Source organism: Verrucomicrobiia bacterium (assembly GCA_019634635.1).
In the GTDB taxonomy this organism is placed as follows: Bacteria; Verrucomicrobiota; Verrucomicrobiia; order Limisphaerales; family UBA9464; genus UBA9464.
In genome coordinates this window covers 136,456-151,855 of the sequence record JAHCBB010000006.1, presented here as the reverse complement: position 1 = coordinate 151,855, position 15,400 = coordinate 136,456, and the positions used below count along the sequence as shown (strand labels likewise).

At 66.2% G+C, this 15,400-nt stretch carries 13 protein-coding genes; 5 read left to right on the top strand and 8 right to left on the bottom strand.

Annotated elements, in window-relative coordinates; all coding sequences use genetic code 11:
* Positions 1-7 precede the first annotated feature (7 nt).
* Together KF791_06195 and KF791_06190 are read left to right on the top strand one after the other, a co-directional pair.
* Positions 8-1,015 (top strand): response regulator transcription factor, encoded by a 1,008-nt coding sequence (locus KF791_06195; protein ID MBX3732168.1) that lies wholly within the window; start codon positions 8-10, stop codon positions 1,013-1,015.
* 92 nt (positions 1,016-1,107) lie between these two features.
* The gene (locus KF791_06190; protein ID MBX3732167.1) at positions 1,108-3,606 is read left to right on the top strand and encodes a GcvT family protein; all 2,499 of its coding nucleotides are present in this window, start codon (positions 1,108-1,110) and stop codon (positions 3,604-3,606) included.
* 90 nt (positions 3,607-3,696) lie between these two features.
* On the opposite strand, the gene KF791_06185 is transcribed toward KF791_06190, so the two are convergent.
* Positions 3,697-4,518 carry an NYN domain-containing protein gene (locus KF791_06185; protein ID MBX3732166.1) on the bottom strand — a complete coding sequence of 274 codons (822 nt, stop codon included), beginning with the start codon at positions 4,516-4,518 and terminating at the stop codon, positions 3,697-3,699.
* Positions 4,519-4,649: 131 nt separating this feature from the next.
* Between KF791_06185 and KF791_06180 the strand changes: the two genes are divergently transcribed.
* The gene (locus KF791_06180) at positions 4,650-5,006 is read left to right on the top strand and encodes a hypothetical protein (protein ID MBX3732165.1); all 357 of its coding nucleotides are present in this window, start codon (positions 4,650-4,652) and stop codon (positions 5,004-5,006) included.
* A 115-nt stretch (positions 5,007-5,121) separates the two neighbouring features.
* Here the strand turns inward: KF791_06180 and dapA are convergent, their stop codons facing one another.
* The 3 genes from dapA to KF791_06165 all read right to left on the bottom strand — a co-directional run bounded on the left by dapA (position 5,122) and on the right by KF791_06165 (position 8,084).
* Entirely contained in the window at positions 5,122-6,009 is an 888-nt protein-coding gene (dapA, locus tag KF791_06175; protein ID MBX3732164.1) for a 4-hydroxy-tetrahydrodipicolinate synthase, read from the bottom strand.
* A 186-nt stretch (positions 6,010-6,195) separates the two neighbouring features.
* On the bottom strand, positions 6,196-7,158 hold the full coding sequence (locus KF791_06170; protein ID MBX3732163.1) for a DMT family transporter: 963 nt from the start codon (positions 7,156-7,158) through the stop codon (positions 6,196-6,198).
* 95 nt (positions 7,159-7,253) lie between these two features.
* Entirely contained in the window at positions 7,254-8,084 is an 831-nt protein-coding gene (locus tag KF791_06165; protein MBX3732162.1) for a type II secretion system protein, read from the bottom strand.
* A 150-nt stretch (positions 8,085-8,234) separates the two neighbouring features.
* Here KF791_06165 and tgt point away from each other — a divergent pair, with 150 nt between their 5' ends.
* Complete coding sequence (gene tgt / locus KF791_06160; GenBank protein MBX3732161.1) at positions 8,235-9,392, top strand: tRNA guanosine(34) transglycosylase Tgt; 1,158 nt, start codon at positions 8,235-8,237, stop codon at positions 9,390-9,392.
* 991 nt (positions 9,393-10,383) lie between these two features.
* Here tgt and KF791_06155 read toward each other — a convergent pair.
* The 3 genes from KF791_06155 to KF791_06145 all read right to left on the bottom strand — a co-directional run bounded on the left by KF791_06155 (position 10,384) and on the right by KF791_06145 (position 13,204).
* Positions 10,384-10,974 carry a hypothetical protein gene (locus KF791_06155; protein MBX3732160.1) on the bottom strand — a complete coding sequence of 197 codons (591 nt, stop codon included), beginning with the start codon at positions 10,972-10,974 and terminating at the stop codon, positions 10,384-10,386.
* A gap of 426 nt (positions 10,975-11,400) precedes the next feature.
* Complete coding sequence (locus KF791_06150) at positions 11,401-12,222, bottom strand: M48 family metallopeptidase (protein ID MBX3732159.1); 822 nt, start codon at positions 12,220-12,222, stop codon at positions 11,401-11,403.
* 70 nt (positions 12,223-12,292) lie between these two features.
* Positions 12,293-13,204 (bottom strand): type II secretion system protein, encoded by a 912-nt coding sequence (locus tag KF791_06145; protein MBX3732158.1) that lies wholly within the window; start codon positions 13,202-13,204, stop codon positions 12,293-12,295.
* A 176-nt stretch (positions 13,205-13,380) separates the two neighbouring features.
* Here KF791_06145 and KF791_06140 point away from each other — a divergent pair, with 176 nt between their 5' ends.
* A complete protein-coding gene (locus tag KF791_06140) occupies positions 13,381-14,187 on the top strand; it encodes a TatD family hydrolase (GenBank protein ID MBX3732157.1) in 807 nt (268 codons plus the stop codon).
* 112 nt (positions 14,188-14,299) lie between these two features.
* On the opposite strand, the gene KF791_06135 is transcribed toward KF791_06140, so the two are convergent.
* The gene (locus tag KF791_06135; protein MBX3732156.1) at positions 14,300-15,238 is read right to left on the bottom strand and encodes a polysaccharide deacetylase family protein; all 939 of its coding nucleotides are present in this window, start codon (positions 15,236-15,238) and stop codon (positions 14,300-14,302) included.
* Between the last annotated feature and the right edge of the window lie 162 nt (positions 15,239-15,400).

Below are 15,400 nucleotides of genomic sequence, written 5' to 3'. Positions count from 1 at the left end.
TCGGACCATGCAGAATCACCGCTCCAAACAGCAATACCCCATGTCGGGCAGTGAATCCGCGGAGGGGCTGACCCGCAGGAAGTACGCCGGAACCCTGCGGGATCTCGGGGACCGTGAGTGGTTTGCCGCCGTCGGGGAGTCACCCCGGCGCTGGTATGTGCCTCTCGGGACCACCGAACTGAAGCAAGCTGAACGCAACGCCCACGAAATCAAGGCCGACGTTGCCGCCCAGGGATGGTCCCGCCTGGCCACCCGGATCCCCAGGGAGTTCGTGTTCGCGGTGTACTGGCTCGAGGCACCCCTGGCGGTGACCTACGTGACCCTGTTCACACTGCCCCGGACGCGCTCCGGAACGGCCGACCTGGAACCGACCGCTGCCGCCCGGCGCCGCATCGTCGTGATTGAGGCCGACGACATCCTCCGCGGGGCGCTCATCCACTGGCTGGGCGGGATTCCGGGCTGCACGTGCGTCGGTTGGCAGTCCACCACGGCCTGGCTCCGGCATTCCCGGAATCGGCCCGATGCCGACCTGCTGCTGGTGCCCCGGATGGAGGCCTCGGTCGTGGCCGACCCGTTGCGGCGGCAGCGGGGCGGCGCAGACCTGCCCCTCGTCCTCGGTCACGGAATTTTCCCGACCAGCGACGACATTTTTGCCGCCGTGTCCGGTGTGGAATCCGGATACTTCCTCCGACGACGGATGCTGCCGTCGCTCTTCGAACCTCTCGATGGTGGCCGCAGTGAGGACCGCACCGAACCGGCGACGGGGATCCGCGGCGTGCGGCGCTACTTCCAGAATCTGTTCGCACCGCATGCCGCGGAGGACTCGGACTTTGGGGGTCTCACCCGGCGGGAACGTCAAATCCTCACCTGCATTCAGCGCGGGCTGCGTGACAAGGAGATTGCCGCCACCCTCCAGATCAGTCCGCTGACCGTTCACACCCACCTGAAGCACGTCTTCAACAAGCTCGGCGTCCACACCCGCACCGAGGCGGTGGTGAAATTTCTCGAAAAGTAGCCGGGCCGACGTTCGGAGCAGCGGCCACGGAGGACCGGTGCCCTGAATTCGGGATGGCCGGAACTCCCGCGGTCCGGTATTGCCGGCCGCCGATGGCTTCGGAACTTCCGTCCTCCACACGCGTCATCATCATCGGCGGCGGCATCGCCGGGGCCAGCGTCGCCTACCATCTGACCGCCCTTGGGGTGCGCGAGGTGGTCCTGCTCGAACAGGGCGCGCTCGCCGGCGGCACCACCTGGCACGCCGCCGGCCTCGTGGGCCGCCTGCGCACCTCGACCAGCCTGACCGCCATCAACAAGTACAGCGCCGAACTCTACGCACGCCTCGAACGGGAGACCGGCCACCCGGTGGGCTGGAAGCAGGTGGGGAGCCTGATCCTCGGAAAATCCCGGGATCGCATGGTGCAATTGCACCGCACCTGCGCCATGGCGGCGTACTTTGGGGTCGAATCCCATCTGATCAGCCCCGCAGAGGCTTTCGAAAAATGGCCCCTCATCCGCCACGAGGATCTCCTGGGCGCCGCCTGGCTTCCCCATGACGGCAAGGTGATCCCGAGGGAGGTGGTGACGGCCCTGGCCCTTGGGGCCCGTTCCCGCGGGGCCCGGGTGTTCGAGGGCGTCCGCGTCCTCGACATCCTCCACCGCAACGGCCGGGCGGAAGGCGTCCGAGTGCAGGTGCCGGCTTCCAGTGACCCAAATGGCGCCACGGAGGTCCGCACCCTCACCGCCGAATGGGTCGTGCTCACCGGCGGAATGTGGGCACGCGAACTCGGGCTGCGCTGCGGCGTGAGCCTGCCCCTGCATCCGGTGGAACATCATTATGTCGTCAGCCATCCGATTCCGGGGGCCTTCGATGAGCTGCCCGTGGGACGCGACCCGGACCTCTGCCTGTATTTTCGGGGCGAGGGCGGTTCGGTGATGCTGGGGGCCTTCCAGGCCGAATCAAAACCATGGGCTGTGGACGCCGTGCCGCCCGGCTTCTCCTTCCAGCTCCTGGAGCCGGACTGGGAAAAATTCTCCGTCCCCCTCGCCAACGGGAGGCACCGCATTCCGGCACTCGCGACCTCGGGCTTCGAGCGCTTCGTCAACGGGCCGGAAAGCTTCACCCCGGACAACCAGTTCCTGCTCGGTGAAACCCCCGAATTGCGCGGTCTGTTCGTCGCCTGCGGGTTCAATTCCGTCGGCATCGCCAGTGCCGGCGGCGCCGGCAAATGCCTTGCGGAATGGATGCTCGAAGGCCAGCCCGGCATGGACTTGTGGAGCGTGGACGTCCGCCGCTTCGGCCCCTGGGCGAACAACCGCAATTACCTGCGCGCCCGGGTCGTCGAGGTCCTCGGGTTACATTACCAGATGGCCTGGCCCAACCGGGAGCCGGAGACCGCGCGCCACGTGCGTTTGAGTCCGCTCCATGAACGCCTCGCCGCCCACGGCGCCTGCTTCGGGGTGAAGGCGGGCTGGGAGCGTCCCAACTGGTTTGCCCGTGCGGACACCGGGGCCGCCCTGCCCCGCACCGAATACGGTTGGGGCCGCCAGAACTGGTTTGGCAACCACGCGGCGGAACATCGTGCGGCCCGCGAGGGCGTCGCCCTGTTCGACCAGAGCGGATTCGGCAAGCTGCGCGTCTCCGGTCCGGATGCCGCCGCCTTCCTGAACCGCCTCTGCGCCAACCGGGTGGACGTTCCCGTCGGGTGCCTGGTGTACACGGCCATGCTCAACGACCGCGGAGGGTTTGAAAGCGACCTGACCGTGGTGCGGCTGGCATCCGAGACGTTCCAATGGGTCACCGGCACGACCCAGGCGCGACGGGATCAGGACTGGTTGCTGCGGCACCGACTTCCCGGGGAGCGGGTCGAGATTCTCGACGTCACGGCGGCGTCTGGAGTGATCGGGGTGATGGGTCCGGCCGCGCGAACCCTTCTGGCGCGGGTCACCGATGCCGACCTTTCCCCGGGCGCGTTTCCGTTTGGCACCGCCCGGGTGATCGGGGTGGGTTCCGCCACCGCTCACGCCCTGCGGGTGACCTACGTGGGCGAACTGGGCTGGGAACTGCACCTGCCCGTGGAGCAGACCCTGCCGGCCTACGACGTCCTGTGGGCGGCCGGGCAGGACCTGGGGATCGCGGATGCCGGTCATTTCGCCATCCAGTCGCTTCGGATCGAGAAGGGGTATCGGGCTTTTGGGGCCGAGCTGTCGCCCGACGAGACACCGTTGGAGGCCGGATTGGGATTCGCGGTGGCCTGGGACAAGCCGGGAGGATTCATGGGACGGGACGCCCTCGAGGCGCAGCGCCGGTCCGGAGTTTCGAGGCGCCTCGCCCTTTTCGCGCTGGAGGATCCGGAGCCGGTGCTCTGGGGCAGCGAACCCATTCTCCGCGAGGGCCGCACGGTGGGCTACACGACCAGCGGCGCCTACGGGCACACCGTGGGCGCGTCGGTGGCCATGGGGTATGTGAAGCATCCCGACGGCGATGCCGCATCCGCGGACTGGGTGCTGGCCGGGCGTTACGAGGTGTTGCTCAACGGGTCCAGAATTCCGGCCCGGGTGGCGCTCCGCCCCTGGTACGATCCGGACCGCCGACGCATCCTCGCCTGAGGCCAAGTCCGGTGCGGTGCGGTGCGGTGCGGTTGGCTGTAAGGCCGACGGGCCGATGGCATCGGGTCCGGCGTCCCCCATTCCGCGGAATCACTCCGCCAGTCGCACCGTGTAACCGCCCGACTTCTCGTCGGACTCCAGCACGACCAGATTGCGCTTTTGGGCATCCAGCAGGAGGTCGTTGAACGACTTGAAGCCGTACGCGCGTTCGTTGAATCCCGGGTTCCGCCGCTTGATGGCCTGCTTGACCATCGAGCCCCAGATCGGGTCATCCCCCTCCCGCTCCTCCGTCAACGCCTCCAGGGTCACCACCACCTGCTCGAGCGCATCAATCAACGGCGGTCCCTTGGGTTCCTCGGGAACGATCCGCGCGGGTGCCGGTTCGCCCGGCACCGGGGGCGCACCCACGGTCCGTTGGCGCGCACGCACCGTGTCCTTCCGCACCAGATCGTCATAGTACAGGAACTCGTCACAGTTGTTGATGAAGAGGTCGGACGAGGACTGCTTCACCCCGATGCCAATCACCTTCTTGGCGTTCTCCCGCAGCTTGCTCACCAGCGGGGAGAAATCGGAGTCGCCGCTGATGATGGCGAAGGTGTCCACATGGCCCTTGGTGTAACAAAGGTCCAGGGCGTCCACGACCATCCGGATGTCCGCCGAGTTCTTGCCGGACATGCGCAGATGGGGGATTTCGATGAGCTCGAAGGCCGCCTCGTGCAGGTCGCGTTTGAATTCCTTGTAGCGATCGAAGTCGCAGTACGCCTTCTTGACGACGATGTGTCCCTTGAGCAGCAGGCGCTCCAACACCCTCTGGATGCTGAACCGGGGGTACCGGGCGTCGCGGGCACCCAGGGCGATGTTCTCCAGATCCAGGAAGACCGCCATGGTCGCGTCGGCAGCAATGGAACTCATGTCCGCGACAGCCTACCGACGGCACACCGCGCCACCAATGCCAATTTCGGGGCGGAGCAACCGTTGTTGACGTTCTGTCAAATGTGGTTCAATCCTACTCAGTGACACGCAGTTCCACCCATTCGCGCACCATGAAGCTTGTCTTGATCCCCTCCCTGCTGGCGGCTGTCGTCCTCGTGGCTGGCTGCCAGCATTCCGGCTCCCACAAGGATGCCCCGGCCACCGCCGATTCCACCACGGCTCCGGCACCCGCAGCACCCGCAGCACCCGCCGCCGGATTGGACACTGCGGCCCTGGTCGCGGCGTTCAGGAATGCGGACATTCCCTCCAACCAGCTCGTCCAGAGCGTGGTTTCAGCGCTGTCTTCCAGGGACTACTCGGGGGCCCTCGCGTCCCTGCAGAAGCTTTCAAGGATCCCGGGATTGACGGCACCTCAAGCCGATTCGGTCCAGCAGCTCATCGGAGCCGCAAGCTCCCGCGTTCGCTGACGGGATTCCAGGGCTGACTGATCCACGGTCCGGGGGCCCCTCCCCTGACGAGCCGTCGAAACACCCCGCCGAGGCGGGGTGTTTTCTTGGCGCGACCCGCGACGGGGCGTGCGGATCAGCGCGCGCCGCGAAGGACGCCCGTCTCACGGAGGGTCCTGCGAATCAACCGCCGGTTCTCGGCGCTGACCGGCACGAGCGGCAGGCGCAATCCATCGCGGAGGAATCCGAGCGTCTCCAGGGCGGACTTCACCGGGGCGGGATTGGTCTCGACGAACAGATTGCGGAACAGCGGAAACAGCCGGGCATGAATCCGGGCGGCCCCCCGGGCGTCGCCCTCCAGGAACCGGCGCACCATCGCCGACACCTGTCGGGGGGCGACATTGGACGCCACGCTCACCACGCCCCTCGCGCCAACGGCCATGAACGGGAGGGTCAGCGAGTCATCGCCACTCAGCAGCGAGAAACGGTCCGGCAACGCGGCCTTCAGCAGACTGATCCGGTCACACGACCCTCCGGCCTCCTTCAGGGACACCACGTTTCGGCACGCCCCGGCGAGGCGGACCACGGTGTCCACGGCGATCTCCACGCCACACCGCCCGGGGATGCTGTACAGCATCACCGGCAGGCCCGTGCTCCCGGCGACCGCCTTGAAATGCTGGAACAACCCTTCCTGCGTGGGCTTGTTGTAATACGGCGCCACCTGGAGCGTGGCATCCGCACCCACGGCCTCCGCGCGCCGCGTGAGATCAATGGCCTCGCGCGTGGAATTGCCGCCAGTGCCTGCAATGACCCGGATCCGGCCCGCGGCATGCCGCACCGACAGCTCCACCACCCGGATGTGCTCCTCGCAATCCAGCGTGGGGGACTCCCCGGTCGTGCCCACCGGAACGATCCCATCCACGCCACCGCGGACCTGGGCTTCGATCAACCGTCCGAGGGCCTCCTCATCGAGGAGGCCGCGACGGAACGGGGTGACGATGGCCGTGAACGTACCGGAAAACATACGCGAAACGGGGCCCAGCGTCAGGGAAGTCTCGCCCGGATGGGAAGGCATTTTCTTGACGTGGCCCCGGGCGCATCGCTCAACCCCCTCCCGTCACAGACATGACGGTCCGGTTGGATCGCAGCCCGGTCGTTCTTCCCGGGAACAGCGAAACCGGAGGGGTCGCGGCGGAGCCGGACCCCGGTCTCATCCACCCTTCCGTCCAAGTTGCAGCCAGAGATTGGCCGCGAGGATCAGTCCGCCGCCGACCGCCAGATTCCAGGTCAGGCGTTCATTGGGGTATTCAATGCCCGACATCCGGGAGATCAGCCCCGGAAGAAAGAGGACCAGGACGGCGGCAAAGACAGGCTCGGAAGCGTAGAGCAGGCCGGCCTCGGTCGCCGGCACTTCCGGCTGCCAACGGTTGGCCAGCAGGAAGGTCAGGAGGGTGCAGGGCCCGACCAGCACCGCCATCAGCACGAGGGCCGGTCCGCTGGAGTACACGACGGCGAGGTCCGATGCCTGGCGGACGCTCCAGAGGGCGACCGGCAAAACGCTCAGCGCAACCGTGGCAAACATCACGAGGCTGAAGCGCAACACCCGGTTGCCACGAAACCGGGGTTGCTCCAGCCACAGAATTTGCCCCGCAAACGCGACCGACGCGGCCAACGTTTCCCATTCACCGCGGCCCAGCCGCGGATGGCCCCAGTCCACCCCGGCGAGGATGGCGCCGCCGCCCAGCACCATGCCGCAGGCGGCGAGCACGGCGAGGGAGGGTCGGCGACGGTGGCGCAGCGTCACCCACAACGGCAGCCACACGCAATAACCCTGCGTGAGGAACGCCGACGTGGAGGCCCGGGTGTAGGCCATTCCATCCATCTGGAGGAGCAGTCCGAGGCTTCCCAGGATGCCCAGGCCCACCCCCTGGGTCACCTCGCTGCGGGTCAACCCGCTGAGGGAACGGCCGGCCACCAGCAGCAGCAGGACGGCCGCGGCGGCAAACCTAAGGCAGACGCACCACGCGGCGAAGAAGTGACTGTCGTTCCCCGGGGCGCGGAGGCGCCCGATCATCTCGAGCGACTTCATCGCGGGAAAGCTGACCGCCCAGACCGCGCAACAAAGCACGAGGATCTGTGCGGCCCGTCGCCGATAGGGATGGGATGGGACCACGGCAAAAAACGAAACTGCCGCCCACAGGGGCGGCAGTGAATTCGTTCACCTCCCAGGCGCCTCTCCCCGGCCAGAGGGCGGGGAGGAGGAGGGAATCACCGGCGTACCGTCGTGTTTCGCGACATCCACTTCGCATCATTCAGCGAATTCCCCGCGGGAATGTTCAACGCCACCTGTCCGTTGTACCGGACGGGAGGCTTGATCACACTTCCCACCCAGCGGTGGACCTCCGAGTGGCCGTCGGCGAAGGCGAATCCGGCGGCGCCGTTGTGGTAGGCAGCGGGCATGTCAATGATGTTTCCAGTGCGGGCGTCATCCTCCACCATTTGAACCGCGAAAGCCGCGTCATTGATGCTGTCGGGATGTTCATCCACAAAGACGAAGGTCTGCGCTGGATTGACGATGTCGGAGTCACGCTCGTAGGTCCGATACCGGGCTGCAGGCAACCAGCCACCGAAGTCGAACACCTGACTCATCGAGATGCTGCGAATGCGCGGCGTCGCATTCTGGGCCCGGGCGATCTTGCCGTTCGCGGCCCGATCGGCCGGACACTTGTACACGGCGAACGACCCCCCGGCATACTTGAACAGCGGCCCGTTGGTGATGAAGCGGTTGTTGGTATTGTCCCGGCTTGTGAAATCCAGGTTGCCTTCAATCCAGATCACCCGGCGCAATGGATTCGGATTCATCGTCAGCGAGGAAACCAGAACGTCATTGTGGTCCCCCGAATACAGCTTCCAAGCGAGCATCAACTGCTTGCCGTTGTTCATGCACATGATGCCCTGCGCCTTGGTTTTCGCCTTGGCCAGGGCCGGCAGGAGCATGCCGGCGAGAATCGCGATGATGGCAATGACCACGAGGAGCTCGATCAGGGTGAAACCCGAGCGAACCCGTGGGCGGATCGAAGTTCTGAGGGAAGCAATCATGACGTAATTGTGTGTGAACTGCCATACAGTCAGCCCCGTGTCGCGGGAAAGTCAACCCCGAGTTGTCGTCCCAGCACGATTTTTGGTCCGCCCTTCGGGCGGCACGGAGGCACATTGCGTTGACCGCGGGTGTGCCGGCAAGGTTTCACGGTGTTCGAACTGATCCAGACCGATCCCGGATCGTGCGCGCGGCGCGGGCGGCTGCACACGGCACACGGCGCCATCGAGACCCCGGCGTTCATGCCCGTGGGGACCCAGGCCAGTGTCAAGGCGTTGGACAACCGGGAGTTGCTGGAGATGGGGACCCAGGTGCTCCTCGGCAACACCTACCACCTGAGCATCCGCCCCGGCATGGAAATCCTTCGGTTGGCGGGCGGTTTGCACCGGTTCATGAACTGGTCGGGCCCGATCCTCACCGACTCCGGTGGCTTCCAGGTCTTCAGCCTCGGGAAGATCCGCAAGATCCAGGAGCACGGTGTCGAGTTCCGAAGCCATCTTGACGGGTCACGCGTCTTCCTCGGCCCCGTGGAAAGCATGGCCATCCAGCGGGAGCTGGGATCCGACATCGCCATGGTGTTCGACGAGTGTCCCCCGCACACCGCCCCGCGGGAAGACGTCGTCAAGGCGGTCCAGCGCACCCTGCGATGGGCGGAGGAATGCCGCCGCCAGCCCCGGGCGCCCGGGCAACTGGTCTTTGGGATCGTCCAGGGAACTCACTTTCCCGCCCTGCGTCGTCAGTGCGCCGAAGCCCTGGTCGCCATGGAGTTCGATGGCTACGCCATCGGCGGGGTGAGCGTCGGCGAACCGGAGCCCGAAATGATGCGCGCCGTCGAGATGTCCGAGCCGCACCTGCCCGCCGGGAAGGCCCGCTATGCGATGGGACTCGGCACCCCGGCACAGATGGTTGAGTTGGTGGCCCGGGGAGTGGACCTTTTCGACTGCGTGCTGCCCACCCGGGTGGCGCGCAACGGTACGGCATTCACCCACCGGGGCACCTACGCGATCAAGGGCGGCGCCGTGAAGGCCGACTTCGGCCCGATCGAGGAGGGCTGCACCTGCTTCGCCTGCCGCAACCACACCCGCGCCTACATCCGGCATCTGCTCAACGTGCACGAGATCCTCGGACTCCGGCTCGTCAGCATCCACAACAGTCACTTTTACCTCCGGGTGATGACCGACATTCGACGGCATTTGGAGGCGGGCACCTTCGGGGAGTACCGCAGGGAATTTGCCACCCGCTACGTGCCCTCGGAACGGGTCCGCGCCGCTCGATCCCGGGCGGCCGATGCCGCCGGTGGGCAGGCCTGAACTGGAGGCGGGAATGCGCGGAGCGCCGTGGAGTGCGGCGGCCCTCCACCGCTTTCGGTGCGAACCGACACGGAACCGGCAAGCGCCGGGTCAAGCGGCAGATTGGGAAGGCCTGGGGGGAAAGCGGTAGAGGGCTACCGCACTCCACGACGCTTCGCGACCCCCACAAGCCATCGACACGCCGCCAGGTCTTGGACTGCGCCAGCCCCCTGGCGCTTTACCACCGCGGCGTCCTTCCACGTCGGGGGCGCATCCTTCTCCTCCTGCGTTCGTTGAACCCTGGGGGAAAGCGGTAGAGGGCTACCGCACTCCACGACGCTTCGCGATCCCCACAAGCCATCGGCACGCCGCCAGGTCTTGGACTGCGCCAGCCCCCTGGCGCTTTGCCACCGCGGCGTCCTTCCGCGTCGGGGGCGCATCCTTCTCCTCCCCCGTTCGTTGAACCCCGGGGGAAAGCGGTAGAGGGCTACCGCACTCCACGACGCTTCGCGACCCCCACAAGCCATCGGCACGCCGCCAGGTCTTGGACTGCGCCAGCCCCTTGGCGCTTTGCCACCGCGGCGTCCTTCCGCGTCGGGGGCGCATCCTTCACCTCCCGCGTTCGTTGAACCCCGGGGGAAAGCGGTAGAGGGCTACCGCACTCCACGACGCTTCGCGACCCCCACAAGCCATCGGCACGCCGCCAGGTCTTGGACTGCGCCAGCCCCCTGGCGCTTTGCCACCGCGGCTTCCTTCCACGGCGGGGGCGCATCCTTCACCTCCCGCGTTCGTTGAACCCTGGGGGAAAGCGGTAGAGGGCTACCGCACTCCACGACGCTTCGCGACCCCCACAAGCCATCGGCACGCCGCCAGGTCTTGGACTGCGCCAGCCCCCTGGCGCTTTGCCACCGCGGCTTCCTTCCACGTCGGGGGCGCATCCTTCACCTCCCGCGTTCGTTGAACCCTGGGGGAAAGCGGTAGGGGGCTACCGCACTCCACGACGCTTCGCGAATCACGAGGCATGGATGCCGATCCGCCAGTCGGGAGATGGTTCGAAATCGTCGTAAACCTGCAGCTTTTCCGTCCTGAACCGGTAGATCGTCTTCACCTGCGCTGGCGAGGCGGTTCGCTCAAACCATGCGGCGGAACACCACGGATACTGGTCGGCCGCCGGCACCAGGCCGTGCTTCACGGGGTTTTGGTGCGTGTAGTTCAGCCGCGCGAAATAGGACTTCTGATAGGTCAGTCGTGTCTCACGGAAATTGAACCACACCTGTCGACCCGGCGTGCGATCCAGACGGTTGCACCATCCCGAAGTCCTCACATGCAATGTTTTCAACATCCGGCTGAGGTCTTCGGCAGTAGGCTGGCCAATCGGGGAATGGGCCACAAAGTGGTAGTGGTTTGAAAAGACCGCCCAGGCTTCGAGTTGCCAGCCGTGATCGCGCGCTACCGTGAGGAGTCCACGATGAAGCACGCCGAGGCGTTGAGCGCCGCAGAAATAGTGATCCTTATGGTAAGTGCTCGTCGTGACGAAAAACGTGCCGCCGGTCGCAAGCTGATGGGTTGGCGAGTGAGGCCAGGCGATCTTGAGCTCAACCATGGAGGGACAATGGCCATCAAGCCCTCTGATCCGCTATCGTTGAAAAGCGGTAGAGGGCTACCGCACTCCACGACGCTTCGCGACCGCCACAAACCATCGGCACGCCGCCAGGTCTTGGACTGCGCCAGCCCCCTGGCGCTTTGCCACCGCGGCTTCCTTCCACGGCGGGGGCGCATCCTTCACCTCCTGCGTTCGTTGAACCTTGGGGGAAAGCGGTAGAGGGCTACCGCACTCCACGACGCTTCGCGACCGCCACAAGCCATCGGCACGCCGCCAGGTCTTGGACTGCGCCAGCCCCCTGGCGCTTTGCCACCGCGGCTTCCTTCCGCGTCGGAGGCGCATCCTTCTCCTCCCGCGTTCGTTGAACCCTGGGGGAAAGCGGTAGAGGGCTACCGCACTCCACGACGCTTCGCGCGCGGCGATCCCTCACGGTCCCGCCGGCCGGTATTCGGCCTCCGCCCGGGGCAGCAACGACTCCAAATTTCGAATGCGGGCGGCGTCCGTTGGATGCGTGCTCAGGAACCACGCGGTGTTCGCGCCGCCGCGGCTTCGGTTGTACTCGGCAAACCGCTCCCAGAACGCCACCGCAGCCTTGGGATCGTAACCGGCCCGCGCCATGTAGAGAATGCCGATCTCGTCCGCCTCGGCCTCCTGGGACCGGCTGTGGGGAAGCGCCACCCCCAATTGCGCGCCGACTCCGTAGGCCTGCGTGACGACCGGCGTCCAGCTGGCGTACTTCGACCCGCCCATCAGCGCCGCGCCGACCTGTCCGGCGATCCCCATCGCCTGGGCTTGCGACATCCGCTCGCCCCCGTGCCGCGCAACCGCATGCGCCACCTCGTGGCCCATCACGGCCGCCAACCCCGCGTCGTCCTGACAAATTGGAAGGATCCCCGTGTTGATGCCCACCTTGCCCCCGGGCAGGCAAAAGGCGTTGGCTTCAGGGCTCTCGAAGAGCACGAATTCCCACTGGGCATCGGGCAGGGTGGCAACCGCAGCAATCCGGTGGCCGACGCGCTGCACCATCGCGTTGCCATCGGGGTCCTTCGACACCGGGACCTCCTGCTTCATCTTGTTGAACTCGGTCAGCCCCAGCTGCATTTCCTCCTGCGAGGACAGAAAGTTCAACTGACGACGTCCCGTCTCGGGAACCGTGGAACAACCCATCGGCCCCAGCACCACACCAGCCGCCACGGCCAATGCCACACTGCAGGCGCCAAAACCTCCGAGTGCTCCCGATCGCAACATGCCCGCACAAAACCAAGGACCCGGGGGAAACTCAAGCCGGCGTCCGGAGCGCCCGATTCCAGGTCACGCTTCAGCGCCGGTAGATCGGCCCGTTGAAAATGTCGTTCGGAAAGGGAATCCGATTGATCAGGTCGTAGGAGTAATTCCACTTCTGGAGCTGGGCGGCGCCTCCAAAGGTGCCCACCACCGCACCGCCGGGGAACCGGGTGGCGGTGCCCTGGCCGTTGGGATTATTGAAGCTGCCCCAGCCGGAGGAGCCGGCATGCCGGATCGAGACCCCGTTGCCCGCATTTCCGGGCGGCGGCACGTTGGAGGCATCGTTGAAATTGAGGGGGTCCAGCTCGTTCTGCTCCCAGAGCTGCCAGTCGGTCGCCAGGAAGTCGCTGATCTTGTAGGTGCGCCCGTCACCAAACGGCGGTGACCGGCCGATGTTGTTGTAGCCACCAATGGTGCCGTTCCAACAGTAGGAGGTCAGCTTCAACGGACGCGCCAGCCAGAGCGTCCGCAGCCGTCCGGAACCCCGGGTGGCGACGTCCTTCGGACACCAGCACACCTTGTGGGATCCCAAGAAGGGTCCGAGCTGGCTGATGCGGAAAAAGGCCACCTGATTGCTGAACTGCAGCGAGTTGACATCCCGGCCGGCCGCGGATCCGGGTGTCTGCGGACCTCCCGGGATCCGGCCGTTGTTCCGCGTCGCGTACACCCAGCCATCCGGCCCGCTCAGATCCCCACCCCACGTCGGGTGGGCGTTGTAGTCATTGTTGTCCGCGGCGTACAACTGGTTGGCCAGCAGGATCTGCTTCACGTTGTTCAGATCCACCGTGAGCTGGGCACGATCCTTGGCACGCCCAAGGGCCGGCAGGAGCATGCCGGCGAGGATGGCGATGATCGCAATGACCACCAGCAACTCAATGAGGGTGAACGCGGGTGAACCCGGATGAATCCGGGCAGGGGGTCCAGGGGGGAGGGCGGACGTTTTCATGGATGGGGGCGATGAAACGGTACCGCAAGCAGCCGGCACCCGGGATCCGGCCCCGGCCATTGCGCCGTCACGGTCGGCGGCTCCGCCCGCCAAATCAAGCACTCAAAATCCGGCGCACCGGCAACTTCCGGCTTGGTTCCGCCGGGAAGTTCGGGCATCGGAGATCCGCCAGATTCATGACGCCCCTCGTGGACACCCATGCGCACCTCGATTTCCCGGAGTTTGCGGGCGATCTCGAGGCGGTGCTGCGGCGGGCGCACGACGCGGGCGTGACCCGCATCGTCACCATCGGCACCGATCTCGACTCCAGCCGCCGCGCCGTGAACCTGGCCGGGCGATGGCCCGGGGTGTCCGCCGCGGTCGGCTGGCATCCGGGCCACGCCGGGGAGGCCCCAATGGATTTCCGGGCAGAGTTGCGCGAACTGGCGCGGCAACCCGGGGTCGTCGCCATCGGGGAATGCGGCCTCGACTTCCACCGGCTGCCCTCCCGGGAGCCGGGCGGTGATCCCGGGGCGGACGCCGCGATCATCACCCGCCAGCAGGTGGTGTTCGAGCAGCAGCTCGAGGTGGCCGCGGAACTCGGACTCAACGTGGTCATCCATACCCGGGATTCGTGGCAGCCCACCCTCGACCAGTTTGCCCCGCACGCTTCCCGGATTCGCGCCGTGTTCCACTGCTTTGGCGGCGGCCCCGCCGAACTGGAAGCCGTGCGCCACCTCGATTCGCTGATCAGCGTGACGGGGATCCTGACCTTCAAGAACGCCGCCGGCCTGCGTGAAACCCTGTCCGGAGTCCGGCCCGGCGAATACATGCTGGAGACCGACTGCCCATTTCTGGCCCCTGTGCCCCATCGGGGCCGGCGCTGCGAACCCGCCCATGTGCGAAACATCGCAGAGTGCGCCGCCCAGGTCATGGGCCTCGACCTCAACGCCGTCGCCGAGGCGACCTCGTCCACGGCTGCGACATTCTTCCGAGGATTGTAGCACCCCCCCGGGACCGGACGTCGGCGCACGCGTCCCAGGGCTGCACGGTCTCAAAGCCACGGACCGAATTTCGACGTCAACCGGTCCGGTGCGACTCCATCGTGATTCTCCGTCACGGCCCGGACTTCCGAAGCCGCCGCTGAAGCTCGCGTATCGGACGGAAGCCAATGAGCTTCACGCCCTGCGCCTCCAGAAGGGCCCTCAGGTCGGCATCCCGCGTGAAGAGTTCATGTTCCGCCGCACGCACCGCCCAGGTGCCGGTGATCGCTTGCAGCTCGTCCGTCGGCAGCGCGGCGTGGATGAACAGCTCGGTCACCCCGGGCTTGAGGTCCGCCAGACGTTCCATCCAAAACCCCTTCACCTCCCCGGGATTGGTATAATGGATGTCGAAGATGAGGTCGTCGGGAAACAGGATTCCCCGGGCGGCGAACCGTTCGCGCCATCCGGAATGCCCGGCCCTGGCAAAGGCCTCCTCGGAGGCCATCCGCACCGGCAGGTCGAACTCGACGGCGAGCTGCAGATAGCTTTCCAAATAGTCCGGACGGTACTGGAGCACGCCCATGTGGGAGTCCAGATGGGTGACATCCACGCCCGCCGCCAGGGCCTTCCGGATCTGCGCCCGGGATTCGATCAGGGCCTCCCCCGGATTCGATTTCGCATACACCTGGGGCGTCTCGTGCCAGAAGTAGCCGTCGGGATCCACCAGTCCGGGCACCTCGGACTTTGGCGACAGCGGACCCCACCGATACCGCCGCCATTCCGAGGTCTGGCAAAGATGGATCCCGAAATCCTTCTCCGGATGGGTCCGCGCATGATCGGCAATCTCGGGAAACCAGGGGCACGGGACGAGGATGGTCGCCGACCGCATGAGTCCGTTCTCCAGGGCGTCCACGGTCGCGACGTTGGCCGCATGGCACATGCCCACATCGTCGCCATTGACGATCAGCAACCGGTCGGTCGCGGCGTAGCCCAAACGTTCCGCCAGGGAGGGCTCGGCGCCGACCGCTGCCGGGAGCAGGCTGATCATCACCAACACCAACCATCGTGACATGGGGGCAGATTGCCGCGCTGGTTCTTCGAGGCAAAGGTTCAATGCGGTTCAGTCCACTCCTTCAGAATCGAGGACGATCTCCGTGATTCGGGAATGCCAGGGCTCGACGGGCTCGAAGCACACGAATCGGATCGGGATCATCGTTACCGGGCACGGTGAACA

Excerpts from the sequence above, each read along its gene's own strand:
- KF791_06185 (MBX3732166.1), bottom strand. The coding sequence starts at position 4,518 with ATGAGTTCCATTGCTGCCGACGCGACCATGGCGGTCTTCCTGGATCTG.
- KF791_06195 (MBX3732168.1), top strand. The coding sequence starts at position 8 with ATGCAGAATCACCGCTCCAAACAGCAATACCCCATGTCGGGCAGTGAA.
- dapA (MBX3732164.1), bottom strand. The coding sequence starts at position 6,009 with ATGTTTTCCGGTACGTTCACGGCCATCGTCACCCCGTTCCGTCGCGGC.
- KF791_06165 (MBX3732162.1), bottom strand. The coding sequence starts at position 8,084 with ATGATTGCTTCCCTCAGAACTTCGATCCGCCCACGGGTTCGCTCGGGT.
- KF791_06190 (MBX3732167.1), top strand. The coding sequence starts at position 1,108 with ATGGCTTCGGAACTTCCGTCCTCCACACGCGTCATCATCATCGGCGGC.
- KF791_06135 (MBX3732156.1), bottom strand. The coding sequence starts at position 15,238 with ATGTCACGATGGTTGGTGTTGGTGATGATCAGCCTGCTCCCGGCAGCG.
- KF791_06180 (MBX3732165.1), top strand. The coding sequence starts at position 4,650 with ATGAAGCTTGTCTTGATCCCCTCCCTGCTGGCGGCTGTCGTCCTCGTG.
- KF791_06145 (MBX3732158.1), bottom strand. The coding sequence starts at position 13,204 with ATGAAAACGTCCGCCCTCCCCCCTGGACCCCCTGCCCGGATTCATCCG.
- KF791_06140 (MBX3732157.1), top strand. The coding sequence starts at position 13,381 with ATGACGCCCCTCGTGGACACCCATGCGCACCTCGATTTCCCGGAGTTT.
- KF791_06150 (MBX3732159.1), bottom strand. The coding sequence starts at position 12,222 with ATGTTGCGATCGGGAGCACTCGGAGGTTTTGGCGCCTGCAGTGTGGCA.
- KF791_06155 (MBX3732160.1), bottom strand. The coding sequence starts at position 10,974 with ATGGTTGAGCTCAAGATCGCCTGGCCTCACTCGCCAACCCATCAGCTT.